This window comes from Massilia sp. Root418 (genome assembly GCF_001425265.1).
Lineage (GTDB): Bacteria > Pseudomonadota > Gammaproteobacteria > Burkholderiales > Burkholderiaceae_D > Rugamonas.
This window is the reverse complement of sequence record NZ_LMEC01000024.1, coordinates 236,431-260,171: the sequence shown is the minus strand read 5'-3', so window position 1 is coordinate 260,171 and position 23,741 is coordinate 236,431. Positions and strand designations below refer to the sequence as shown.

The window sequence follows — 23,741 nt, the reverse complement described above, 5'->3', positions numbered from 1 at the left end:
CAGCGTGCCTGCGGACGTCACGCAAAAGCAAAACGCCCGGCTCGGGGCCGGGCGTTCGGGTAAGTCTGGCTGGGCGGACCCGCGGGCCCGCCCCCACCGTCAATTGTCGCGGCTTGGTTTCACGCCGCTGCGATCGATCATCACCATGCGCGAGCCCTCGACGCTGGACGGTTTGCCTTCCGCGTTCAGCTTGCCTTGCACATGGACCCAGGCGGCGCCCGGACCGCGCACCACCACGTCGGCCTGCTTGGCCACCAGGCCGCGCGCTTCCAGGTTGCCGGAGCCGGACAGGCGCGCATTCAGGTTGGCGGTGTTGCCGTCCAGGTGGACCTGGCCGGGACCGGTCATGGTCACTTTCACATCCTTGCATTCGGCCCAGGTCTTGAGCTCGCCCGAACCGCGCACTTCGGCGTCCAGCGTGTCGCTCACCTTTTTCAGGTAGATGTTGCCGGGGCCGCGGTTGCGGGTGACGGCGCGCGCCACCACCAGGCCTTTGGCGTCCAGGTCGCCCGAGCCGTTCACCTCGGCGCTCAGCGTATTGCTGGTGCCGGACAGTTCCACGTTGCCCGAACTGTCCAGGATCACGCGCACATTGTTGCTGGCCAGGCCGCGCGCGCTCAGGTCGCCCGAGCCGTGCACTTCGGCGTCGAATTTCCTGATGTTGCCGGCGATGCAGGCGTTGCCCGAACTGCGCAGCATGGCGCTGGCGTTTTCCACCGCCAGGCCGCACGCCGCCAGGTCGCCCGAGCCGGTGATCTCAGCGCGGATTTCCTTGCTGCTGCCGCCCAGCGTCACGCTGCCGGAGCTGTGCATCAGCGCGTTGACGGTGTTGGTGTGCAGCTCGTGTGCTTCCAGGTCGCCCGAGCCGCTCAGTTCGGCGTTCAGGTCCATGCTGATGGCGCCGGCCTGCACGTCGCCGGAACCGTTCATCTGCAGGTTCACGCTGCCGCTTTTCAGCTGGCGCATGTCCAGGTCGCCGCTGCCGCCGGAGCGCACCACCAGGTTGCCGACGGCGCCGCTGGCTTCCACGTCGCCGGAACCGCTGGCGGTGAGGGCGAACTGCGGACCCTTGAGCTGGTCGGCGCGCACGTCGCCGCTGCCGCCGGCCAGCAGGCTTTTCAGGCCGGCCGCGCTGATGCGCACCGTGGGCCGCTCGGCGGTCTTGCCGAAATGGAAGGAGAAGCCGTTGCGTTTGACGGGGCGCACGATCAGCGTGCCGTTTTCCACCACGGTTTCCAAATTGTCCAGCTGCTTGCGCGTGCCGCGCACTTCCACTGCGCGGCCGCCGTCGTCCTTGATCACCACGTCGTAGGGACCGGCCAGCTCGATGGCCGTGAAGGCCGCCACGGGACGCGATTCCGTGGCCAAGGCATTGGCCGGGGCCGGTTCTGCGAAGCTTGCCTGGGAGATGGCGCCGCCTGCCAGCAGCAGGGAGGCGAGGGCCGTATGTTTGATCAGCTTATTCATATAGTTTTCACACTGTGGTTTTGCCCGGGCGGGCGGGAAGTGTGTGAACGATATGATAAAAAATAAGCGGCGGTGGGCGGAAAGGGACGAAACTGCAAAATCACGGGATCAACTGCAAAATCGCGGCGCTGAAATGCAGGCGGCCCGCACGCGGGCCGCACAGGCCAGGCCGGCCGCTTACCTGGCGCTTATTTGGCTTACTTGGTATAGAAGCTCAGGTCCTGGGACAGCGTGCTTTCATGGTTGCGCACCGCTTCCACGGCTTCGCGCCGTACGTCCGCGCGGGAGCGGCCGGCGTCCTTCTTCGGGGCGGCGGCGACTGCCGCGACTGCGGCACCAGCGGCACCAGCGGCAGCCGGCGTGGCAGCGCTGGCCAGCAGCACCGGTGCCGGCTTGGCGTCGGCAGGCGCATCGGCCTTGGGCGCATCGGCCGCGAATGCAGAGGTAGTGGTCAGGACCGCGAGGGCGGCGATCAGTTTCAGGGTTTTCATGGTCTGGCTCCTAGATGGAAGAGGGATAAAGTGTTTCCACATCAATATGAAGCCAGTGTATACAGCGGCATTGGGCTGAAAAAGACGCATAATCGCAATGCACAATTTCAGAGTCGGCAATTATGATCGCCCTACAGGATGCGCTCTTCATGCCGTTAACTTGTGTAGCGGCATAGCCACGGCGAAATAGCGATGCCCGGGCGTAGAGCTGTCATAATGGTTGCAGAGCGACGCCGGCAGAGCCAACGCCAAGCCGGGAAGGAGGAACAGGATGATTAAATACATAGGGACCAAGAAAACCAGCGAAGGCGGCACCCTCTATGTTTTCCTGATTAATGGCTTGCAGAAAGAGGTGCGCGAGAGCGCGCTCAAGCAGTATCCCGGCTGCTACGATGCCTTGCCCGCTGCGGCCAAGGCCAAGATCAGCGCCAACCGCGCCTGGATGTCCAAGATCTAGCAATGCGGTCTTATATTCCCCGTTTGCCGGCTGCCCTGGCGCTGAGCATGCTGCTGGCTGCCCCGGCCGCGCAAGCCGCGCCCCCCACCACCTTCGGCACCGTCATCGGCGGCGGCCTGCTGTGCCGCGACGAAACCAGCAACCGTTACTACTACGACTACATGGTCAAGTTTTTCGGGCCGCCATACAAGCGCGAAGGCGGCGCATGGTGGTTCCGCACGCAGGACGCGCGCCTGTGGGGCACCGAGATCGTGGAAGTGATCGTCAGCGACGACAGCTGGCCCATGGTGTTCGTCGGCGCGGTGGCCGAAAGCACGCCGGAAAAGCTGGAGGAAGCCATCATCGCCCAGGATGGGCTGCGGTATGCGAAAATTGACAGTTCGCGCTATCCGGTGCGGGAGGCCAAGCCTGGCAGCCGCATCGTGTATGCCGACCGCAGGGCCAAGATATACTGCGCCAAGTTCAAGCCCCTGCCGCCCGCCTTGCGCTGACGGCGCGGCCGCATCGCGGGCTTGGCCGGGCGTTCATCCAGGGACTACATGTACACGCAATTTTTCAACCTGAAACAGCCGCCGTTCTCCATCGCGCCCGACCCGCGCTATCTGTATATGAGCGAACGCCACCGCGAAGCGCTGGCGCATTTGCTGTATGGCGTGAACAGCGGCGGCGGCTTCGTGCTGCTGACGGGAGAAATCGGCGCGGGCAAGACCACCGTGTGCCGCTGCTTCATGGAGCAGATTCCGGAGAATTGCCAGCTGGGCTATATCTTCAATCCCAAGCTGACCGTGGAAGAGCTGCTGCTGTCGGTGTGCGATGAATTCCGCATCACGCTGGCGCCGCAGGGCGCGGGCGCGGTCAGCGTCAAGGGCTATGTGGACGCCATCAACCGGCACCTGCTGGAGAGCCACGCGCAGGGGCGCAACAACGTGCTGATCATCGACGAGGCGCAAAACCTGTCGGCTGACGTATTGGAGCAGCTGCGCCTGCTCACCAACCTGGAAACCAGTGAACGCAAGCTGCTGCAGATCATCCTCATCGGCCAGCCGGAGCTGCGCGCCATGCTGGCGCGGCCCGAGCTGGAGCAGCTGGCGCAGCGCGTGATCGCGCGCTACCACCTGGGATCGCTTTCGGTGGAAGAGACCGGCAGCTATATCGGCCATCGCCTGGCGGTGGCGGGCGCGGCTGGGCCGGCGCCGTTTCCGCGCGGCCTGATGCAGCAGGTGCACCAGCTAACCAAGGGCGTGCCGCGCCGCATCAACCTGCTGTGCGACCGCGCCATGCTGGGCGCTTACGTTGAAAATGCGCAGCAAGTCACGCGCACCATCCTGCGCCGTGCGGCTGCCGAGGTATTCGCCGGCGAGGCTGGCCCGGCGGCCGGACGGCGCGTGTGGCCCGCCATTGCCGCCGGCGTGCTGGCTGGCGCCGCCGTCACCGCGACCGCCGCCTGGCAGCTGATGCCGCGTTCCGCGCCCCCGGCCGTGCCAGCGGTGCCAGCCCTGGCGCTCGCCGGGCCGGCGGCCGACAAGATCCGCCCTGGTGCTGCTGTTGCTGTGGTGGGCGCCAGCGATGCCCGGCTTGCCGGTGCCGCAGGCGCTGCAGCTATTGGCACGCCTGCGTCCGCTGCGCCCGGCGCGGCGGGCGGCGCTGCGGCGCAGCCGGCTGTGGCTGCGACATCGGACGCCGCCTTGCGGCAAATGGCGTTGTTGTGGGGACAGACGGTGGCGGCGGGCGATTTCTGCCCGGCGGCGGCGAAACAGAACTTGCGCTGCCTGTTCGGCAAGGGCGGCCTGGACGACTTGCGCCTGCTGGACCGCCCGGCGGTGCTGAAGCTGATCGACGATCCGGTGGCGCCGCGCTTCGCGGTGCTCACGGCAATGGACGGGCAGGGCGCCACGCTGGAGCTGGCCGGCAGGCGCGAGACGGTGGGGCTGCAGGCCCTGGCGAGCCGGTTCGACGGCAGCTTCATCACACTGTGGCGCACGCCGCGCGGCTGGCGCGACGAGATTTCCGCAGGGGATCACGGGCCGGACGTGGACTGGCTGGCCAAGCGCCTGGCCGCGCTCAGCGGTGCCTCGAAACCGCAGGAAAACCGCCCCATGGACGCGCAGACCCAGCGCCTGCTGCGCGAATTCCAGCTCAGCCAGAATCTAAAGGCGGACGGCGTGGCGGGACCGAAAACTTTTATCAGGCTGAACCAGTTGGGCGGGGTAAACGAGCCGCGTCTGCTGGCGGCCAAGCCCGGCGTGGCCGTGGCGGGGAAATAAGATGTCCTACATACTTGAAGCGCTCAAGAAGGCGCAGGCGGAACGCCAGCTTGGCGCCACGCCCACCATCCATGCGCCCACGCTCGATGTGGCCAGTGCGCGCAGCACGGCTGGCAAGCCATGGAAGCCCATGGCGCTGGCCGCCGGCGCGGTGCTCATCGCCGGCGCCGCCGCGCTCGCGTGGCGCCAGCAAGCCGCGCCCGCAGCGCCTGCCACGCCTGCTGACACGCTCCCGGCTGCCGTCTCCGCATCCGGACCAGCGGCATTGGCCGCGCCCGGCGCGCCTGCGCCCCAGGCCGTGGCGCCTGCCGCCCCCGCCGGCCCCGCCGTAGCTGCTGCCGCAGTCGCCGGACCAGGCGTGGCCGCCGGATCCGCCGCTGGAGCCGCCGCCGCTCCGGCCCCCGCCCGCGCTGCACCTGCGCCTGCTTTGCCAGCCATGGCAGCCGCGCCCGCTGGCCACGCTGCGCCGCTTGCCGGTTCCAAGCCCACGCCTGCCGAGCCGTCCCCGACGCGCGCCGCGCCCCAGGCGCCTTCGATGCAAGCGGCCGGCGATCCTGCCAAACCTGCGCCGCAGCCAGCGAAAGCCGCGCCAGCCCCTGCCGCCGAGCTTGCAGAAGAACCCGTGCAGTTGCTGCGGGAACTACCCGAGCCCATCCAGCGCAGCATTCCCCCCATCACCACGGGCGGTTATATGTACTCCAAGAATCCCGCCGACCGCCTGGTGCTGATCGACAAAATATTGCGCCGCGAAGGGGAGGAGGTGGCACCCGGCCTGGTGCTGGAAAAACTCCTGCCCAAAGCAGCTATTTTCACCTTCAAGGGCTACCGCTACCGCGTGCCATACTGAAAGACATCCCGATGGACCACGATCTCCCCGTCTTGCCCCGCAACGTCATCGGCATCGTCGGCACCTCCGGCAGCGGCAAGACCACGCTGCTGGAAGTGCTGGTGACGCAGCTGGCCGCGCTGAATTTGCGGGTCAATATCATCAAGCACAGCCACCACGACCTGGAACTGGAACCGCCGCGCAAGGATTCCGCTCGCCTGCGCCTGGCCGGCGCGGCCGAGGTGCTGGTGGCGTCGCCTTACCGCTTTGCCATCGTCCACGAACTGCGCGGCGCCCCCGAACCCACGCTGGACGAGCAGCTGGCCCGCATGGGCCCGGCCGACCTGACCCTGGTGGAAGGCTTCAAATCCTACCCTTACGACAAGCTGGAAGTGTACCGCCTGGAAAACGGCCGTCCGCCCCTGTATCCGGACGACCCGCGTATCGTGGCGGTCGCCTCCGATCTGCCGCCGCCGGCCGCGCTGCGCGACGGCCTGGCCTGGCTGGACCTGAATAATCGCCCGGCCATCCTGGACTGGCTGCGCCAGCGCGTGAAAATAAATTCGCCCCAGCCCTAAAGCCGGCAAAAAAACGTCCGTAAACAGGGGATAGCCCAGAGTGGAGGAAGTCATGGACGTTTCAGCAATTGCACGCGCAGCAACTAGCATCGCCGACACCGGCCTCAAACAGGACGTGGCCCTGGCGGTGCAGAAAAAAGCCCAGGATGTCCAGGCCTCCAGTGCACAAGCGCTGATCGAAGCCATTCCTCCTGTGCCCAAGGCATCGAACCTGCCTTCCAATCTCGGCAACAACATCAACACCACGGCTTAAGCTGTTTCTCAGCAAATTGCGTCAACTCAACTGAGGCCGCGGGCGTTAATGCCCTACGTAGGGAGTTCTTACGGACAACATCGAGGGAAACGCCAAATGAAGAAACTGATCGCTGCCGCTATCGCCGCCACCTTCGCCATGGGTACCGCATTCGCCCAGGCTCCAGTCGCCGCCGCCGAACACGCCACCCCAGTGCACAAGAAGGCCGTGCACAAAAAGGCTGCGCACAAGAAAGTTGCGAGCAAGAAGGTTAAGAAGGCAGCGCCTGCCGCCTGATGTTCAGATGCGCTTGACTGCGCACCCGCCAGCCCGGAACCACTGCCTCGGTGAATCCGGGCTTTTTCTTTTGTAAATTCAAAAAAGATATGTAAGGATGCGAACGCGGTGCGCGACTATGCTTCAGTCGCAGGTTTCTGCGCACCAAGAGCGAACTTACTTAACCTTAGGAGATAGTCATGAACAAACGTCAAGCCCTGATCGCCGCCGCCCTGGCAACCGTCTGCAGCGCCGCCACTGTATCGGCCTCGGCCATGGAGGCGGCCGCCGACAAGGAAAAATGCTTTGGCATCGCCAAGGCCGGCCAGAACGATTGCGCCTCCGCCAATGGTTCGCACTCGTGCGCCGGCCAGGCCAAGGCCGACAACGCGCCTACCGAATGGAAGTATGTAGCCAAGGGGACTTGCGAAAAAGCCGGCGGCAAAACCAGCGCGCCAGCCAAGTAATCGCCATCCTCCCGAGGCCGCGACCATGCAACCCGACGCTCATTCCGCTCCTGCGCTGGGCGTCGGCGTTGGCCTGAGGGCGCCCCATTATCGCCAGTTCCTGGCACAGCGGCCCAGCGCCGGCTGGCTGGAAGTCCACACCGAGAACTATCTCGACCAGGGCGGATGGGACTGGCACGTGCTGCAAGCCTTGCGGCGCGACTATCCGGTGAGCCTGCATGGCGTGGGGCTGGGGCTGGGTTCCGCGCGCGGCTTTTCCGAGCAGCACCTTGAACGCGTGCGGGAGCTGGTGCAGGCGGTGCAGCCGGCACTGGTGTCCGAGCATTTGTGCTGGGGCGCGGTGTTTGGACGCCACCTGAACGACTTGCTGCCGCTGGCGCTGAATGCCGCCGCGCTGGACCTGTTGAGCGAGCGCGTGCAGCGTGTGCAGGACAGGCTGCAGCGCAGGATATTGCTGGAAAACGTCTCCACCTACGTGCGGTTCCGGGACGACGCCATGAGCGAAGCCGCGTTCCTGGCCGCGCTGGCGCAGCGCACCGGCTGCGGCCTGCTGCTGGACGTGAACAACCTGTACGTGAACCAGCTAAACCATGGCGAAGACGCGCTGGCCGCCATGGCCGCCATGACGCCGGGCACTGTGGGGGAAATTCACCTGGCCGGCCACCTGGTGACGCCGGACGCGGTCATCGATCACCACGGCGCCGTGGTGGCCGAGCCAGTATGGAAATTGTACGAAGCCGCCTTGCGCCGCTTCGGCCCCGTGCCCACCCTGATCGAGTGGGACACAGATATCCCCGGGCTGGATGTGCTGCTGGGCGAGGCCGCCAAGGCGCGCGCGATAGTGGACAGGCTGGCTATCACTTTTGCGGACGCGGCGGCTGCCTCTGCCAGCGGTAACGCCCCGGCCGACCCGGCCGCCGTACAGCGTGCGCAAGCGCCGGCAGACGCGGCCCGGGCCGCACTGGCCGACAGCCAGCAAGCGTTCGCCGCCGGGCTGCTCGATATCGCCGCATCCGCAACTGCGCTGGAGACATTCCGGGGCGAGGCCAATGCGCACCGCTATGCGCTGTATCGCGGCAACATGTCCGTTACCTGGAACAAGACCCTGGCCGCCGCCTATCCCGTCATCCGGCAACTGGTGGGAGATGATTTCTTCAGCGGCCTGAGCGGTGAATACGGCCGCGCGCATCCGTCGCAAAGCGGCGACCTGAACCGGTTTGGCGCCGATTTCGCCGCCTTCCTGGCGGGCTTCCCGCACACGGCGGAGCTGCCCTATCTGCCGGACATGGCCAGGCTGGAGTGGGCGCTGCACCGCGCCCACTACGCAGCCGACTCGCCAGCCCTGTCCGCAGCCGACCTGGCGGCCATGCCGCCCGAGTTACTGGAAGAGGCCCGGTTGCCCTTGCGTCCCGCGTGCAGCCTGTTTGCCTCCGCCTGGAACGTGGTGCAGCTGTGGCTGGCCCATCAGCCCGACGGCCCGCCATTCCCGGACCGCATGGACTTGCCCAATCATGCACTTATTACCCGCGCGCGCTGGAAAACCGGGGTGCTGCCGCTTATCCCAGCCGCCTACGCGGCACTGGCCGAGTTGCACGCTGGCGGCCCGGCCGGCACCGCGCTGGACGCCGCCTTCGACATCGACGAAGCCTTCGACGTGGCCGCGCACTTGCAGCAATGGCTGGAGCACGCCGTGTTCCTCCCGGCCGGCACACCGCACTGACCGCAGCCTCCCGCTGCCCAACCTGAAACGAGATCGACATGAAAAATCTGTCTGCATTGCATCGCCTGTCCACCTTCTGCGACGCTGCGCTGAGCGACTGGGGCGGTTCCCTGGCCAGCCTGGCGATCCGCCTGTACGTCGGCTGGCAGTTCCTCAAAGCCGGCCTGGCCAAGCTGAACGACTGGAGCGCCACGCTGGCGCTGTTCCACGACGAATACAAGGTGCCGCTGCTGCCGCCGGACCTGGCGGCTTACCTGGGAGCGGGCGGCGAACTGGTGTTCCCGCTGCTGCTGTTCGTGGGGCTGTTTTCGCGCCCGGCCGCGCTGGCGCTGTTTTTCGTCAACGCGATGGCGGTGATTTCCTACCCGCAGCTGTTCAGTTTTGAATGCCCGGCAGCAGTCAACGACCACTTCTACTGGGGCGTGCTGCTGCTGGTGGTGGTGGCGTTCGGCCCGGGCCGCTTCTCGCTCGATGCCTTGATCGGCAAGCAACGGCCGGATTGAGGAGCGGCTACCGGAAGGCCCGCATCAGCTTGGCCTCGCCGCTGCGGTCGCGGTACTGCAGGTTGGCGGCGTGGGTGGCGGCGATCATGCGCGCCAGCTGCGCGTCTTCGAAACGCGCCAGTTCTTCGGTGGCGGCCTGCAGCGCCTGGGTGAGCTTGGCGCGCGCGTTCTGGTAGAGCGCGCTCGTGTGCTGGTCGGTATTTTTCAGGAGTTCTTCCGCGTTTTCGATTACTTGCCGCAAATCGCCGATCAGGCGCTCCTGGGTTTGCAGCTTGTGTTCAGGGCCGTCCATGGCGATCCCCCTCCTGCTGGTTGAGCAAAATCACTGCATGAAGCGAACACGGTCCGCCCCACCACCAGCTTAGCGATCGATTGCTCAAATGCAAGAATTATTGCAACTTCGATTCCTGCCTTGCCACTGCCCAATCAAGCGCCGTCGGCGCCGCTGTCGCCTTCGACGCTGATGCGCACATCGCCTACGCTGACTTGCTGACCTGCGCGTATCTTGCAGGTCTTGCGCAATTCCTGCTTGCCGTCGACTTTCACCTGGCCGCTGGCCACCAGCACCTTGCCTGCGCCGCCGCTGTCGCACAGCCCGACGTTCTTCAAAAGCTGGTTCAATTCGATGAATTCCGACGTCAATTCAAAACTAACCTTTTGCATTTATTTTATCCTTTGTCGCGATGACGTGTTGTTCAGTTATCAAAAAATTCACCCAAAGCGCACAGGCTAACTTTTGGCGTTGGGCTGCGTCATCTCCAGCGGCACGATCCACTGATCGAACTGTTCCGCGCTGACAAAACCCAGTGCCAGCGCCGCTTCCTTCAACGTCGTGCCTTCGTGCTGCGCCTTCTTGGCGATTTGCGCGGCGCGATCATAGCCGATATGCGGCGCCAGCGCAGTGACCAGCATCAGCGAGCGTTCCATCAGCTCCCCGATGCGGTCCAGGTTGGCTTCGATGCCCTGCGCGCAATGGTGGTCGAAGCTGCGCATGCCGTCCGCCAGCAGGCGCGCGCTTTGCAGGAAGTTGTGCGCGATCAGCGGCTTGTAGACGTTCAGCTCGAAATTGCCGGAGGCGCCGCCGACGGTGATGGCGACGTCGTTGCCGAACACCTGGCAGCACAGCATGGTAACGGCTTCGCATTGGGTCGGGTTGACCTTGCCCGGCATGATGGAGCTGCCCGGCTCGTTTTCGGGGATGGTGATTTCGCCCAGGCCGGAACGCGGGCCGGACGCCATCCAGCGCACGTCGTTGGCGATTTTCATCAGCGCCGTGGCCAGGGTTTTCAGGGCACCGTGCGCAGCCACCAGCGCGTCGTGCGCGGCCAGGGCGGCAAACTTGTTGTCGGCGGTTTCGAACGGCAGCTGCAGGCGCGCCGCCAGCTCGGCGGCGATGCGGGTGGCATATTCCGGGTGCGCGTTCAGGCCGGTCCCCACCGCCGTGCCGCCGGCTGCCAGTTCCAGCAGCGGGGGCAGGGCGGCGGTGATCATCAGGTCCGCGTAGTCCAGCTGGGCCACATAGCCGGAGAATTCCTGGCCCAGGGTCAGCGGCGTGGCGTCCTGCAGGTGGGTGCGGCCGATCTTGACGATGTGGGCGAAAGCCTTGGCCTTGGCGTCCAGGGTTGCGCGCAGGTCGCGCAATGCCGGCAGCACGTTGTGGGCGACCGCGTGGGCCGAGGCCACGTGGATGGCGGTGGGGAAGATGTCGTTGGAGGACTGGCCCATGTTCACGTGGTCGTTCGGGTGCAGCAGGCGCTTCTCGCCGCGCTCGCCGCCCAGGATCTCGGAGCCGCGGTTGGCCAGCACTTCGTTCATATTCATGTTGGACTGGGTGCCGGAGCCGGTCTGCCACACCGCCAGCGGGAATTCGGCGGCGTGCTTGCCTGCCAATACTTCGTCGGCCGCCTGGGTGATGGCGGATGCCTTGGCCTCGTCCAGCAGGCCGAGGTCGAAATTGACGCGCGCGGCGGCGCGTTTGACGTTGGCCAGCGCATTGATCAGCTCGGGCGGCATGCGTTCGGTGGAGATGGCGAAGTGTTCCAGCGAGCGCTGGGTTTGCGCACCCCACAGCTTGTCTGCGGGGACGTCGATGGGGCCAAAACTGTCGCGCTCGGAACGGGTGCTCATGGATGCCTCTCGTGATGGAATATGCAATTAGTGTAGCGCAGAGTCCAATTTCCGGCGCAGGACTTCAAAAGCGGGAAATCCAGCCGTTAAGACTGTTACACTTCAGAAATTCGCACCCACGCGACCCGAATACATGCAGCGTAGTCCTTACCGTTTTCTTGCCCTCCGCAACGCCGGCGCCGTGCTGGCGGCGGCCCTGTCGGCTGGCCTATTGCCGTCTGCAGCGCGCGCGGCCGAGCTGGGCGACGTGGCAGTGCGTTCCTATCTCGGGCAGCAGTTATCGGCGGACATAGAGCTGGTGATGCTCACGCCGGAAGACCAGGCGGGCGTGCAGGTCCGCCTGGCCGGGCCGAATATCTACCAGGGCGCGAATGTGCGCATGCATCCGGCGCTGTCGTCGCTGCGCCTGTCGGTGGTCAAGCGCGACAACCGGCAGTTTCTGCATTTAACTACCTTGCAGCCCGTGGACGCGGAGGTGGTGCATCTCTACCTGGAACTGGGCACCGGCAACCGTGCCAGCGTGCGCTCTGCCACGCTGTGGCTGACGCCGGATCCGGCGCCGGTGCGCCCCGCCGCGCCCGAAGCCGCAGCCGGCGCAAACGCGAACGCAGCCGGCGCAAACGCGAGCGCAGCCGGCGCCGAGGCTGGCACTGGCCTGCTGGCAGGCCCCGCAGCCGGGCCGTCCGCCGCCGAGCGTGCTGCTCAGGAAGCCCAGGCGGCGGCCAACCGCACCGCAGCGATACGCGCCGCAAGGATGCGCGCGGCCGCAAACGCGGCGCGCGATACAGCGAACGAGCGGACCACCAGCGCTGCCGTCGCCGCTCCAGCCGCACCAGTTACCCCAGTCACCCCAGCCGCCGCCCGTGCCGCCGCATCTGCTGCCTCCGCTCCTGCTGCCTCCGCTCCCGCCGCCGCCGAGGTGAATCCCGGCCCGCCTGCCGTGCCGATCAGGCTCGGCCCTGAGCCGCGCGTGGCCAAAAGCAAAACCGGCCCGGCCAAGGCTGCCGTCTGCGCGCCCGGGCAGGCTGACGGCGAGGCCCAGCAATGCGTGGCGCTGGACCAGGCCAACGCCGAACTGAAGACCAAGCTGGTTGACCTCGAAGGCAAGGTCAAGCAACTGCAAGCCGCGCTGGGGCAGGGCGCCGGCGCATCGGCCCCCGCAACCGCCCCGGACAGCCATGCTGCCGCATCCGCATCCGCCGCCGGCATCCCGGCCGCTTCGGCCGCCGCAAGCGCGCCGGAAGCGGCCAACAAGGCCGGCACCGTCATCCCGCCGTCCGCGCCGCCCAAGGCCAACGGCAAGAAAAAGAAGGAACCCGGCGGCCTCAATACCACCGCTCTCGTCGCCGGCAGCGTCGTGCTGCTGGCGCTGCTGGGCGGCCTGGGTGCCTACCTGATCCGCCGCAAGAAGATCACATTCTCCACCGCCCCGCTGAAGGTCTGGCAAGGCTGGCGCAAGGACAAAAAGCCCGCCGGGCCGGAGGCGGCAATCGCCGAAGAAGCTATACCCGATAAGGAATAAGCAGCATGCCAGCGGCGCGGGCGGCTGGACGCAAAACGCGATATACTCATGAGCTTGTCATCTCGGCATGAACAACCATGCCGAACCCCGGCCCCGGATGTGAACCGGCCGCCGCGCATCGCACTGCTCTCCTTCCCGATCCAGCACCGCCAGCGCTCCCGCCTGGCGACCGGCGCTGGGTGGTGCCCGCGCACTGCGCACCCGCTTTCAATCAAAGGAAAGGCATCATGAGTACCGTATCAATACAGTCGCAATACGACGCATTCAAGCAACTTGGCCTGAAACTCGACATGTCCCGCGGCAAGCCCGCGCCTGAACAGCTGGACCTGTCCAACGCGCTGATGGCCGCGCTGGACGGCTACACCGCCAACGACGGCACCGACACCCGCAACTACGGCGGCGGCGTCGGCCTGCCCGAAGCGCGTGCCCTGTTCGCCGAGCTGCTGGACGTGCCCGCCGCGCAAGTGGTGGTCGACAGCAGCGCCAGCCTGTCCCTCATGCATGACGTGATCGTCTACAGCCTGCTGCTGGGCGTGCCCGGCCACGCGCCGTGGATGAGCTCCCAGCCGGTCACCTTCCTGTGCCCGGTGCCGGGCTACGACCGCCACTTCGCCATCTGCGAACAGCGCGGCATCAAGATGATCAACGTGCCGATGACCGAAGACGGCCTGGACATGGACCTGGTCGAGCGCCTGGTGGCTGAGGACGCCAGCATCAAAGGCATGTGGTGCGTGCCGAAATACAGCAACCCGGGCGGCGTGGTGTACTCGGATGACACGGTGCGCCGCCTGGCCGCCATGAAAACCGCCGCTCCCGATTTCCGCCTGATGTGGGACGACGCCTACCGCTTCCACCACCTTGGCGACGAAAAAATCGGCATGGCCAACATCCTGGACGAGTGCGCCAAGGCGGGCAACCCCGACCGCGCCATCGTGTTCGCCTCCAGCTCCAAGGTCAGCTGGGCCGGTTCCGGCGTGGCCGCGCTGGCCGCATCGCCAGCCAACATCGCCTGGTGGACCAGGCATGCAGGCATCCGCAGCATCGGCCCGGACAAGGTCAACCAGCTGCGCCACGTGCGTTTCCTGAAAGACAAAGCCACTGTCGAAGCGCTGATGGAACAGCACCGCGCGCTGCTCAAGCCCAAGTTCGACATCGTGCTGGCGCAGCTCGAAGAATACCTGGGGCAGGTGGAAGGCGTGAGCTGGACCCGTCCGAAGGGCGGCTACTTCATCGACCTGGTGACCCCGCCCGGCGCCGCCAAGCGCACCGTCGCCCTGGCCAAGGAAGCCGGCATCACGCTGACTCCGGCCGGCGCCGCCTATCCCTACGGCGTGGACCCGGACGACAGCCACATCCGCATCGCCCCCAGCTTCCCCTCGCTGGACGAAATCCGCCAGGCCGCCAAGGGCATCGCCCTGTGCCTGCGCGTGGCAATTGGTAAATAAGCAATCAGTATTCCCCCGAAAAATGGGGTCAGGCTCGATTTTCGGGCAACCGAAAATGGGGTCAGGCTCGATTTTTCGGGCAACAAAAAAGCGCCGTGAGGCGCTTTTGTCGTTTGGAGCGGGGACGGCTTACTGGGCCATGCCGGGCGTGCGGTTCAGCCAAGGCTCGGTTACGTCGCGGATGGCGCGGTCGTTGGCCAGGATTTGCTTGAGCAGGTCAATCTTGCGCTGGCGGGCGGCGCCGTCCAGCGGGGCCACGGTGGCGCCGGCTGCAACCGTGGCGGTCGCCACGGCAGTCTGCTTCTCCAGGCGGCCCAGGCTCTCCCAGTCGCTCGCGCGCGCTGCCATGGCCATGTTATTGGTCAGGCTGGCAACATTTTCGTACATCGAGAGGACTTCGTTGGAGGTCATGGCGCATCCTGAAAAGTAAAAATGGATTACTGCTTGTCTGGATTAACGTCATGCGTTTCGGGAACTTTAGGGTTTTGGAAAAATAATTTGAAAATATTTTTGGGATAGAAAAAAAGACAAGGCCGGCGCGGCCCAGAAGGGCGGCGCCGGCCGGCGTGGGGGGGGGTGGGATTACTTGACCAGCTCTTCCAGGCCCGCGCTCAGTTCGCTAGGCGGCGGCATGTCGTCGATCAGCGCGTTCGGCTCCAGGCCCAGCTCCGCCGCGATCTCGGTGGGGTAGCAGGCCTCGATTTCCTCGTCCGTCAGCTTGTTCTCTTCCACCCGCGCGCGCCAGGCCGCGAGATGGATTATGCCGGCCAGGCGGGTGCCGTGCTCGTGGTTCATCGGGTCGGGGAAGGCCACGATGGTTTCCGAGAACGCTTCCGGGAACTTCCAGCGGCGGGCCAGTTCCGCGCCCACGTCGGCGAAGGTGTAGGCCAGCGTGGCCTGCTCGGCATCCAGGCGGCGCGAATCCAGCGGGCCGGCGACCTTGTCCAGCTGCATCGCCTGTTCCGGCATGGCCGCGTGCATCACCAGCTGGCCGATGGCGTGCATCATGCCGATGGTGAAGGCGAGGTCCGTGTTTTCCTTGGTCTTTTTGGCAATCCACTTGGCAGACACGGCGGTGTACAGGCTGTAGCGCCAGAACTGTTTCAGATCCAGGCCCGGCACGGTCTTGAAGCCGCTCACCAGGCCGGAGCTGATCACCAGCGTGCGCACGGTGACAAAGCCCAGCATCAGCACGGCGTCTTCGACGGTGCCGATGCTGCGCGAGACGTGGTAGTAGGCGGAATTGGCGAGGCGCAGCAGCTTGGCGCTCAGTACCGGATCGGCGGACAATTTTTTCGCGATTTCTTCAGTGGAAACGCTGGCCTTGTCGAAGCTGCTGATCAATTCTTCAACAACTTTGGGAGCCGTGGGCAACGCAGTCGGGTTCTGGAAAAGGGCTTCAAGTTTCATAGGGGGCTCTCCTTGTTTTATGTGCGTTGCTGTAGGTGAACTATATAGCGATTCGCCGCAAGTTTGTGGCCTTTTTGTGCCGGGCGTAGCTTAGATGCACAGTCGATGCACAGTCCATGCACAGTCGATGCACGGCATGCCCCGCATTCTGCAGCGCATCCCTCGAATCCGCAGTCTGTCGCACCGCGCTCGCTTTGGCCGGCGCGCTTGCTTAGAGTGGATACTGGCGTACCACGCCGACCAAAAACACAACAACAGGAACAGGACATGCACGCACCCATCAAGACCGTACTCAGCTTTGCGCTGGCCGGCGCCCTCCAGGCAGTCGCACTGCCGTGCGCGGCCCAGGCCCCGGCCCCGGTCCCGGCCCCCCAAGCACATGCCGCCAGCGCCGCCACCGTGCTGCCCGGCGACGACTTCTTCGAGTACGCCAACGCGGACTGGCTGAAAGCCACATCCATCCCCGCCGACCGCGGCAGCTGGAGCGCCATGGCGCAGCTGGCCGAGGAAACCAACCAGCGCATCGTCAAGCTGATCGAAGCCGTGCCGGGCGACAAGCACGCCGGCGCCGAAGCGCAAAAAGTGAGCGACTACTACCGCGCCTTCATGGACGAAGCCGGAATCGAGGCCAAAGGCATCACGCCCATGCAGCCGGCGCTGAAGCGCATCGCCGCCATCAAGGACAAGACCGAGCTGACCCGCGCCCTGGCCGCCACCGTGCGCGCTGACGTCGACCCGTTGAACGCCACCGAATTTCATACCGAGAACATCCTCGGCCTGTGGGTGTCGCAGGGCATGAACGAGCCCAAACGCAATATGCCCTATCTGCTGCAAGGCGGGCTGGGCCTGCCGGACCGCGTGTACTACCTGGAGGACGACGAGCGCATGCACAAGCTGCGCACCGCCTACCAGGCCCACGTCGCCGCCATGTTCAAGCTGGCCGGCTACAGCGACCCCGAAACCCGCGCCGCCCGCGTCTACGAACTGGAGCGCAAGCTGGCGCTGACCCACGCCAGCCGCGAAGACTCGGCCGACGTACTCAAGGCCAACAACACCTGGAGCGCGGCCGACTTCGCCAGGAAGGCGCCGGGCATGGACTGGAAGCTGTTCTTCCAAACCGCCGGGCTGGGCCGTCAGCAGCACTTCATGCTGTGGCATCCCGGCGCTGTGGTGGGCGTGGCCGCGCTGCTCAAGGAATGTTCGCTGGACGCCTGGAAGGATTTCCTCGCCTTCCATGCCATCAACACCAACGCCGCCTACCTGCCGCAAGCGTTCACCGAACAGCATTTCGACTTCTACGGCCGCACCCTGGGCGGCACGCCGCAGATCGCCGTGCGCTGGAAGCGCGCGCTGGACGCGGTGAACGCCGGCATGCCGGATGCGGTCGGCAAACTGTATGTCGCGACCTACTTCCCGCCGGAAGCGAAGACCAAGCTGCAGCAGATGGTGACCAACATCGTGCACGCGTTCCACGGCCGCATCGACCGGCTGGCGTGGATGGCGCCGGCGACCCGCAAGGAAGCGCACGCCAAGCTGGACGCGCTGTATGTCGGCGTCGGCTACCCGGACAGATTCACGTCCTATGCCCAGCTGGCGGTCAAGCCGGACGATGCCTACGGCAACGCCGAACGGGCGTCCCGCCTGCACTACGCCCAGCAGCTGGCCAAGCTGCAGCAGCCGGTGGACGGCAAGGAATGGTGCATGCCGCCGCAGCTGGTGAACGCGGTCAACATGCCGATGCAGAACGCGCTCAACTTCCCGGCCGCCATCTTGCAGCCGCCGTTCTTCGATCCGAAAGGGCCGGACGCGCTGAACTACGGCGCCATCGGCGCCGTCATCGGCCACGAGATCAGCCACAGTTTTGACGATTCCGGCGCCCAGTTCGACTCGGAAGGCCGCCTGCGCGACTGGTGGACCCCGGCCGACGCGGCGCACTTCAAGAGCGCCTCCGCTGCGCTGGCGGCGCAATACAGCAGCTACAAGCCGTTCCCGGACCTGGCCATCAACGGCCAGCTGACCCTGAGCGAAAACCTGTCCGACCTGGCCGGCCTGGCGGCGTCCTATGACGCGTTCAAGGCGGCCAGCCCGCAAGGCGACGACCGCGCCTTCTTCCTCGGCTACGCGCAAAGCTGGCGCAGCGTGGCGCGCGAACCGTCGCTGCGCCGCCAGGTGATGACGGACGGCCACGCGCCGGCCCGCTGGCGCACCTACACCGTGCGCAACCTGGACGCGTGGTACAAGGCGTTCAACGTCCAGCCCGGCCAGCAGCTGTACCTGGCGCCACAGGAGCGCGTGCGGGTCTGGTAAAGTAGGGGCATGGAACCGGACAACGATATCGAGCGCATTACGCACATCACGCAGGCCACGCTGCAGCACTATGAACACAGCGCGCAGCAGTTTTTCGAAGGCACGCGCGACCACGACGTGAGCCAGAACGTGGGCGCACTGCTGGGCGCGATACGCTCCGCCGCGCCATACCGCATCCTGGACCTGGGCTGCGGACCGGGGCGGGATCTGAAGACTTTCAGCGAGCTGGGCCATAGCGCAGTCGGCGTGGACGGCTCGGCCGAGTTCGTGCGCATGGCGCGCGCATGGAGCGGCTGCGAAGTGTGGCAGCAGGATTTCGTCCAGCTCGATTTGCCGGCCGCTGCCTTCGATGGCATCTTCGCCAACGCCTCCCTGTTCCACGTCCCCAGCGCGGCCTTGCCGGACGTGCTGCGGCGGCTGTACGCGGCGCTCAAGCCGGACGGCGTACTGTTCAGTTCCAACCCGCGCGGCGACAACCGCGAAGGCTGGAACGGCCCGCGTTACGGCAGCTACTACGATTACGAAACCTGGGAACGCTATCTCACCGCCGCCGGCTTCGAAGCGCTGGGCCACTACTACCGTCCGCCAGGTCTGCCGCGCGAACAGCAGCCCTGGCTGGCCAGCCTGTGGCGCAAGCCAATGTCCAGTTAGTGTGCGCGAGCGTACAGAAGCGTAAGGGGTCCGGGGCTACGATGCTTTCCAGCACACCGCATCTGCGTGTGAGCCTAACCAACCAAGGAGAGCATCATGAACAAGGACCAAGTCAAAGGTAAAGCCAAGGACATCGCTGGTAAAGTTCAGCAGGAAGTTGGCGAACTGGTCGGCAGCTCCGAGCAGCAGGCCAAGGGCCTTGCCAAGCAATCCGAAGGCAAACTGCAGAAGGGCGTAGGCGACGCCAAGGAAACGATCAAGGACGCCATCGACCGCGGCAACCGCTAAGTGCTTGCGGCCAGAAAAAAAGCCCGCTTGCGCGGGCTTTTTTTTGTTTGCTCGAAATAGTTGCCCGAATAATTAACCCTGACCCCATTTTCGGGGGTGTTACTGGATGGTGTCGGGCTTGAGGTTTTTCTTGAAGAAGGCTTCGATGTTGCCGTACACGTGGCGCTGGCTGGTGGTGCCGGAAATGCCGTGCTTGGCGCCCGGGTAGGTCATCAGCTCGAAGTGCACATTGCGCTTGACCAGCGCGTCGATCATGCGCGTGGTGTTGGTGAACAGCACGTTGTCGTCGGCCATGCCGTGCACCAGCAGCAGCGGCGATTTCAGGCCGTCCACGTGGGCATAGATGCTGCTCTGCTTGTAGCCTTCGGGGTTGTCCTTCGGCGTGCTCATGAACTGCTCGGTGTAGTGGGTGTCGTACAGCTTCCAGTCCGTCACCGGCGCCACCGACACGCCCATGGCGATCTTGTCCGACGCTTGCGACAGCAGGCGCAGGGTCATGAAGCCGCCGTAGCTCCAGCCGAATACGCCGATGCGCTTGGCGTCCACGTAGCTTTGCTTGCCCAGCCATTCAATGCCGGCCAGCTGGTCTTCCACTTCCACCGTGCCCAGTCGCTTGTAGTTGGCGTCGGTGAACGCGCGCTCGCGGCGCGAGGAGCCGCGGTTGTCCAGGCGGAAGACCACGAAGCCTTGCTGCGCCATGTACTGGTCGAAGTAGTTGCCCCATTTGCGCGCCACGTGCTGCGAGTGCGGGCCGCCGTAGGTGGACAGGTAGACCGGGTAGCGCTTGCTGGCATCGAACTTGTACGGCTTGATGATGGAGTAGTGCAGCGTCTGGCCGTCTTTCGCTGGCAGGGTGCCGAATTCGGTGGGCAGGTGGTCGGCCTGGTACTTCGCGTAGGGGTGCTTGTCGTTCAGCTCGTTGTGTTCGAGCCAGTCCACCATGCTGCCGTCCGGACGGCGGATGCTGACCTGCGGCGGGGTGCTGGGGTTGGAATAGGTGTCGACGAATACTTCGCCGTTGCGCGAGAAGGAGGCGTCGTGCCAGCCGTCGCCTTGGGTGATGCGCTTGGGCTTGTCGGCCGTGCTGCCGTTCAGGGCCAGCACGTAGGTCTGCTTGTCGACCACCGCGTCGCGGTTGGAGGAGATGTACACCTTGCCGGCCTTTTCGTCCACCGCCAGCACGTTGTCGATGCCCCAGTCGCCCTTGCTGATGGCGTGCAGCAGCTTGCCGTCCAGGCTGTACAGGTAGAGATGGTTGCGGCCGCTGCGCTCGGACGACCAGATGAAGGCGTCGCGGTTCTTCAGGAAGCGCAGGTCGTCGTGGATGGTGGTCCAGGTGTCGGACGTTTCGGTGATCAGCACGCGCTGCTTCAGGCTGGCGGCGTCCACCGACACCAGTTCCAGGGTCTTCTGGTCGCGGCTTTGGCGCTGGAACAGCAGGGCCTTGCTGTTGGCGCTCCAGTCAGCGCGCACCAGGTAGATGTCCGGGTTGCTGCCCAGGTCGACATCGCGCGTGTCGCCGCTGACCGGCGAGACGATCTTCAGCTGCACCGTCACGTTCGGGTCGCCGGCTGCCGGGTAGCGCTGCTCGACCACGTCGGTGCGGTCGGCGTAGATTTCAAAGCGGCGCGCCACCGGCACCGGGCTTTCGTCGTAGCGCTTGTAGGCGATGGCGCTGTCGTCCGGTGCCCAGTAGTAGCCGGTGCGCTGGCCCATCTCTTCCTGGGCGATGAACTCGGCTTCGCCGTTGTGGACCAGGCCGCCGCCGTCGGTGGTGAGCTGGCGCTCCTTGCCGGTGGACAGGTCGATCACGAACAGGTTCTGGTTGCGCACGAAGGACACGTAGCGGCCCTGCGGCGAAATTTTCGGGTCCAGCACGGCGCCGGAGGCCACCAGGCGCGCAGAGTCCGGCTTGGCGGTGTCGATCAGGTACAGGTTGCCGGCGATCGGCACCAGCAGCTGCTTGCCGTCCGGCGACCAGCTGTAGCTCAGGATGCCTTTCAGGCTGGCAGTGCGCTCGCGCTCGCGCTTGGCTTTCTCCGCGTCCGACAGGTTCTCTTCCGGCACCAGGGTTTTCGAGTCCACCAGGCGGTGCTGGGTCTTGTCCTTCATGTTGAATTCCCACAGGTCCAGCTGGTACTGGTTGTCGTCGCGGCCGCGCAGGAAGGTCACGCGGGCGCCGTCGGGCGACACCTTGAGGCTGCGCACGCCGGCGCCAGCCAGGGCCTGGTCGCCGTAGATGCGGTCCAGCGTCAAACGTTCAGCGGAGGCGGGCAGGACGGCCGCCAGTGCCAGTAAGGAGAGAATCAAGCGCATGAAAAGTTCCGAAATGTTCAAGTGGGCAAGACAATACCAGAGTGCCGCATTGCTGGGATTTGGAAAACGCGCCGAAAAACCGTGGTTCATTCGGCGCCCGGTGGCGGCGCGTGGCGGTCAGGCCGACGCGTGCAGGCGCTGCAGCGACAGCCGGTTCAGGAAGGCCGCCAGCAGCACGGCGGCGATGGTCAGCCCGAGCACCAGGCCGATCCAGAAGCCGCTGGCGGCCATGGGCGCAGCCGGCGCCAGGGGCAGCCAGCGCATGCCCTGCGCCCATTGCGGCGCCAGGCCCAGCAGGCACCCGACCGGCAGCGCGAATACCCAGAACGCCAGCAGCTGGATCAGCATGGGCTGGCGCGTGACCTTGTAGCCGCGGATCGCGCAGGAGGTGGCCACCTGGGTGGCGTCGGACAGCTGGAACAGCGCCGCGAACAGCAGCAGGTGCGCGCACAGGGCCTGCACCGCCGCGTCCGAGGTGTAGGCGGCCGCGATCTGGTGCCGGAACACGGCAATGAAAATCGCCGACAGCAGCGCGAACAGGAGCGACATCCACACGCCCACCCAGGACGCGAAGCGGGCCCGCGCCGCGTTGCCTTCGCCCATGGCCTGGCCCACCCGCGTGATCAGGCCGATGCCGAAGCTGAGCGGCACCATGAACACCAGCGAGGCGAAGTTCAGCGCGATCTGGTGCGCCGACACTTCCACCACGCCGAAGCGCGCCACCAGCAGGCTGACCGCGCCGAAGGCGCTGACCTCGGCGAAATAGGTGACGCCGATCGGCAGGCCCAGCTTGAGCATGCTGCGGATTTCCGGCCAGTGCGGCCACTCCCAGTGCGTGAACGGATAGGTTTGGCGGTAGGCCGGCGCATGGCGTACCCACAGCAGCATGGCGGCCAGCATCAGCCACATGCAGCCGGCGGTGGCCACGGCGCAGCCGATACCACCCAGCCTGGGCAGGCCGAAGCGGCCGAAGATCAGCAGCCAGTTCACCACCACGTTGAACAGCAGGCCCAGGATGGCGATCACCATCACCGGCTTGGTCTGGTTGATGGAGGTGCTGTAGCCGTACAGCGCGCGGTAGGCCGCGAACGGCGGCAGGCCGAGGCTGATGATGTGCACGAACAGCGAGGCGCGCGCATTGATCTCGGGCGCCAGGTACAGGTGGTTGAACAGCAAGGTGGCCAGGTTGGCCAGCAGCGCGGCGGCCAGTCCCACGCCCAGCGCCTTCCACAGCGCCTGGCGCACCGAATGCGGGATGGTGCCGAAGGCGCCGGCGCCCACTTCGTGCGCCACCACGCTGTTGATGGCCATCATGGTGCCGCTGACGGTGACCAGGATGATGGACCAGATCGACGCGCCCAGCGACACGGCCGCCAGCTCGTCCGCGCTGGCGTGGCCCGTCATGGCCACGTCCGCCACGGCCATGCCCACCGTGGCCAGCTGTCCCACCAGCACGGGCCAGGCCAGCTTCCACAGGGCGGCGGCTTCGGTACGGACGTTGGACAGGGTGAAGGTGGTTGGCATGGATGGGAAATCTTAGGACTAAAGCAACGATTCTACTAGGTACAGTAGGAATTTGTTACACAGTCGTGTAGGCTGATGCTCCAGCTAAATCGTTGATAGAAAGCATCGAGCGCTGGATGAGAAGAACTAACGGAGCATAGACCATGAAACGCACTACCATCAAAACCCTGGCCTTCGCGGCCGCCCTGCTGAGCCAGTTCGCCGCCGCCCAGGCCGGCGAAGTGACGCTGTTTTCGCGCGATAACTTCCGCGGCGAGGAAGTGACCATCCGCGACGGTTCGCGCGATTTGCGCGAGGCCGGCTTCAACGACCGGGCGTCCAGCCTGGTCGTGCACTCGGGCGTGTGGGAAGTGTGCGAACACAAGGACTTCGGCGGCTACTGCGCGGTGTTCGAGCGCGGCGAGCACAACGACCTGCGCCGCTTCAATAACAGCATCTCCTCGCTGCGCCAGGTGGAGCGCGGCGGGCGCGGCAACGGCTACGGCGCCGGCGGCTTCCGCGACCGCGACCGTGACGGCCGCGACGACCGCGAGGAGCGCCGTGAAGAACGCCGCGAAGAGCGCCGCGAGGAGTGGCGCGACCGCCGCGACGACCGCCAGGGCGGCGGCTACAACCGTCCCGACCCGATCGAGCTGTTCGAGCACGCCCGCTTCGAAGGCCGCCGCGTGTCCTTCCAGGGCGAAATACGCAGCCTGCGCACGGCAGCCGACTTCAACGACCGCGCCAGTTCCATGGTCATCTACGAAGGCCAGTGGCAGCTGTGCGAGCACGACAATTTCGGCGGCCAGTGCGCCGTCTACGGCCCCGGCCGCTACGACAACCTGGGCCCGATGAACGACAAACCGTCTTCGCTGCGCCGGGTTCGCTAAG

General features: G+C 65.7%; 25 protein-coding genes. 16 read left to right on the top strand and 9 right to left on the bottom strand.

Annotated elements, in window-relative coordinates:
* Positions 1-99: 99 nt before the first annotated feature.
* Entirely contained in the window at positions 100-1,467 is a 1,368-nt protein-coding gene (locus ASC94_RS26265; protein WP_082616853.1) for a GIN domain-containing protein, read from the bottom strand.
* 197 nt (positions 1,468-1,664) lie between these two features.
* The gene (locus ASC94_RS26260) at positions 1,665-1,958 is read right to left on the bottom strand and encodes a hypothetical protein (RefSeq protein WP_056403152.1); all 294 of its coding nucleotides are present in this window, start codon (positions 1,956-1,958) and stop codon (positions 1,665-1,667) included.
* A 271-nt stretch (positions 1,959-2,229) separates the two neighbouring features.
* On the opposite strand from ASC94_RS26260, the gene ASC94_RS26255 reads away from it, so the two are divergent.
* The 10 genes from ASC94_RS26255 to ASC94_RS26210 all read left to right on the top strand — a co-directional run bounded on the left by ASC94_RS26255 (position 2,230) and on the right by ASC94_RS26210 (position 9,281).
* Positions 2,230-2,415, top strand: coding sequence for a hypothetical protein (locus tag ASC94_RS26255; protein ID WP_056403149.1), 186 nt, complete (start codon positions 2,230-2,232; stop codon positions 2,413-2,415).
* Between the two features lie 2 nt (positions 2,416-2,417).
* Entirely contained in the window at positions 2,418-2,906 is a 489-nt protein-coding gene (locus ASC94_RS26250; RefSeq protein ID WP_056403146.1) for a hypothetical protein, read from the top strand.
* Positions 2,907-2,954: 48 nt separating this feature from the next.
* Positions 2,955-4,679, top strand: a complete 1,725-nt coding sequence (locus ASC94_RS26245) for an ExeA family protein (protein WP_056403143.1) — start codon at positions 2,955-2,957, stop codon at positions 4,677-4,679.
* 1 nt (position 4,680) lies between these two features.
* Positions 4,681-5,526: a general secretion pathway protein GspB gene (locus ASC94_RS26240; protein WP_056403140.1), complete on the top strand. Its 846-nt coding sequence runs from the start codon at positions 4,681-4,683 to the stop codon at positions 5,524-5,526.
* Between the two features lie 11 nt (positions 5,527-5,537).
* Entirely contained in the window at positions 5,538-6,083 is a 546-nt protein-coding gene (gene mobB, locus ASC94_RS26235; RefSeq protein ID WP_056403137.1) for a molybdopterin-guanine dinucleotide biosynthesis protein B, read from the top strand.
* Between the two features lie 52 nt (positions 6,084-6,135).
* Entirely contained in the window at positions 6,136-6,336 is a 201-nt protein-coding gene (locus ASC94_RS26230; protein WP_056403134.1) for a YjfB family protein, read from the top strand.
* A 96-nt stretch (positions 6,337-6,432) separates the two neighbouring features.
* On the top strand, positions 6,433-6,612 hold the full coding sequence (locus tag ASC94_RS26225) for a hypothetical protein (RefSeq protein ID WP_056403128.1): 180 nt from the start codon (positions 6,433-6,435) through the stop codon (positions 6,610-6,612).
* Positions 6,613-6,791: 179 nt separating this feature from the next.
* Positions 6,792-7,058 (top strand): DUF2282 domain-containing protein, encoded by a 267-nt coding sequence (locus ASC94_RS26220; RefSeq protein WP_056403125.1) that lies wholly within the window; start codon positions 6,792-6,794, stop codon positions 7,056-7,058.
* A 25-nt stretch (positions 7,059-7,083) separates the two neighbouring features.
* Positions 7,084-8,778, top strand: coding sequence for a DUF692 family multinuclear iron-containing protein (locus ASC94_RS26215; protein WP_056403122.1), 1,695 nt, complete (start codon positions 7,084-7,086; stop codon positions 8,776-8,778).
* 38 nt (positions 8,779-8,816) lie between these two features.
* Positions 8,817-9,281 (top strand): DoxX family protein, encoded by a 465-nt coding sequence (locus tag ASC94_RS26210; protein ID WP_056403120.1) that lies wholly within the window; start codon positions 8,817-8,819, stop codon positions 9,279-9,281.
* Between the two features lie 7 nt (positions 9,282-9,288).
* Here ASC94_RS26210 and ASC94_RS26205 read toward each other — a convergent pair whose 3' ends face one another.
* From ASC94_RS26205 to fumC, 3 genes are all read right to left on the bottom strand, one after another.
* Entirely contained in the window at positions 9,289-9,573 is a 285-nt protein-coding gene (locus tag ASC94_RS26205; protein ID WP_056403117.1) for a DUF883 domain-containing protein, read from the bottom strand.
* 134 nt (positions 9,574-9,707) lie between these two features.
* A complete protein-coding gene (locus ASC94_RS26200; RefSeq protein ID WP_056403114.1) occupies positions 9,708-9,944 on the bottom strand; it encodes an RNA-binding S4 domain-containing protein in 237 nt (78 codons plus the stop codon).
* Positions 9,945-10,010: 66 nt separating this feature from the next.
* Complete coding sequence (gene fumC, locus ASC94_RS26195; protein WP_056403112.1) at positions 10,011-11,408, bottom strand: class II fumarate hydratase; 1,398 nt, start codon at positions 11,406-11,408, stop codon at positions 10,011-10,013.
* Between the two features lie 133 nt (positions 11,409-11,541).
* On the opposite strand from fumC, the gene ASC94_RS26190 reads away from it, so the two are divergent.
* A complete protein-coding gene (locus tag ASC94_RS26190) occupies positions 11,542-12,930 on the top strand; it encodes a FimV family protein (RefSeq protein WP_056403109.1) in 1,389 nt (462 codons plus the stop codon).
* Positions 12,931-13,157: 227 nt separating this feature from the next.
* A complete protein-coding gene (locus tag ASC94_RS26185; RefSeq protein WP_056403104.1) occupies positions 13,158-14,375 on the top strand; it encodes an aminotransferase class I/II-fold pyridoxal phosphate-dependent enzyme in 1,218 nt (405 codons plus the stop codon).
* Between the two features lie 129 nt (positions 14,376-14,504).
* Here ASC94_RS26185 and ASC94_RS26180 read toward each other — a convergent pair whose 3' ends face one another.
* A complete protein-coding gene (locus tag ASC94_RS26180) occupies positions 14,505-14,786 on the bottom strand; it encodes a flagellar protein FliT (RefSeq protein ID WP_056403101.1) in 282 nt (93 codons plus the stop codon).
* A gap of 171 nt (positions 14,787-14,957) precedes the next feature.
* Complete coding sequence (locus ASC94_RS26175) at positions 14,958-15,785, bottom strand: HDOD domain-containing protein (protein WP_056403098.1); 828 nt, start codon at positions 15,783-15,785, stop codon at positions 14,958-14,960.
* Positions 15,786-16,052: 267 nt separating this feature from the next.
* On the opposite strand from ASC94_RS26175, the gene ASC94_RS26170 reads away from it, so the two are divergent.
* The 3 genes from ASC94_RS26170 (at position 16,053) to ASC94_RS26160 (ending at position 19,031) form a co-directional block, all read left to right on the top strand.
* Positions 16,053-18,092: a M13 family metallopeptidase gene (locus ASC94_RS26170; protein ID WP_056403096.1), complete on the top strand. Its 2,040-nt coding sequence runs from the start codon at positions 16,053-16,055 to the stop codon at positions 18,090-18,092.
* 9 nt (positions 18,093-18,101) lie between these two features.
* The gene (locus ASC94_RS26165; protein ID WP_056403093.1) at positions 18,102-18,743 is read left to right on the top strand and encodes a bifunctional 2-polyprenyl-6-hydroxyphenol methylase/3-demethylubiquinol 3-O-methyltransferase UbiG; all 642 of its coding nucleotides are present in this window, start codon (positions 18,102-18,104) and stop codon (positions 18,741-18,743) included.
* Positions 18,744-18,839: 96 nt separating this feature from the next.
* Positions 18,840-19,031, top strand: coding sequence for a CsbD family protein (locus ASC94_RS26160; RefSeq protein WP_056403088.1), 192 nt, complete (start codon positions 18,840-18,842; stop codon positions 19,029-19,031).
* Between the two features lie 99 nt (positions 19,032-19,130).
* On the opposite strand, the gene ASC94_RS26155 is transcribed toward ASC94_RS26160, so the two are convergent.
* Together ASC94_RS26155 and ASC94_RS26150 are read right to left on the bottom strand one after the other, a co-directional pair.
* On the bottom strand, positions 19,131-21,347 hold the full coding sequence (locus ASC94_RS26155) for a S9 family peptidase (protein WP_056403529.1): 2,217 nt from the start codon (positions 21,345-21,347) through the stop codon (positions 19,131-19,133).
* Between the two features lie 117 nt (positions 21,348-21,464).
* On the bottom strand, positions 21,465-22,871 hold the full coding sequence (locus tag ASC94_RS26150) for an MATE family efflux transporter (RefSeq protein WP_056403086.1): 1,407 nt from the start codon (positions 22,869-22,871) through the stop codon (positions 21,465-21,467).
* Between the two features lie 143 nt (positions 22,872-23,014).
* On the opposite strand from ASC94_RS26150, the gene ASC94_RS26145 reads away from it, so the two are divergent.
* Positions 23,015-23,740 carry a beta/gamma crystallin-related protein gene (locus ASC94_RS26145; RefSeq protein WP_056403083.1) on the top strand — a complete coding sequence of 242 codons (726 nt, stop codon included), beginning with the start codon at positions 23,015-23,017 and terminating at the stop codon, positions 23,738-23,740.
* Position 23,741 lies beyond the last annotated feature (1 nt).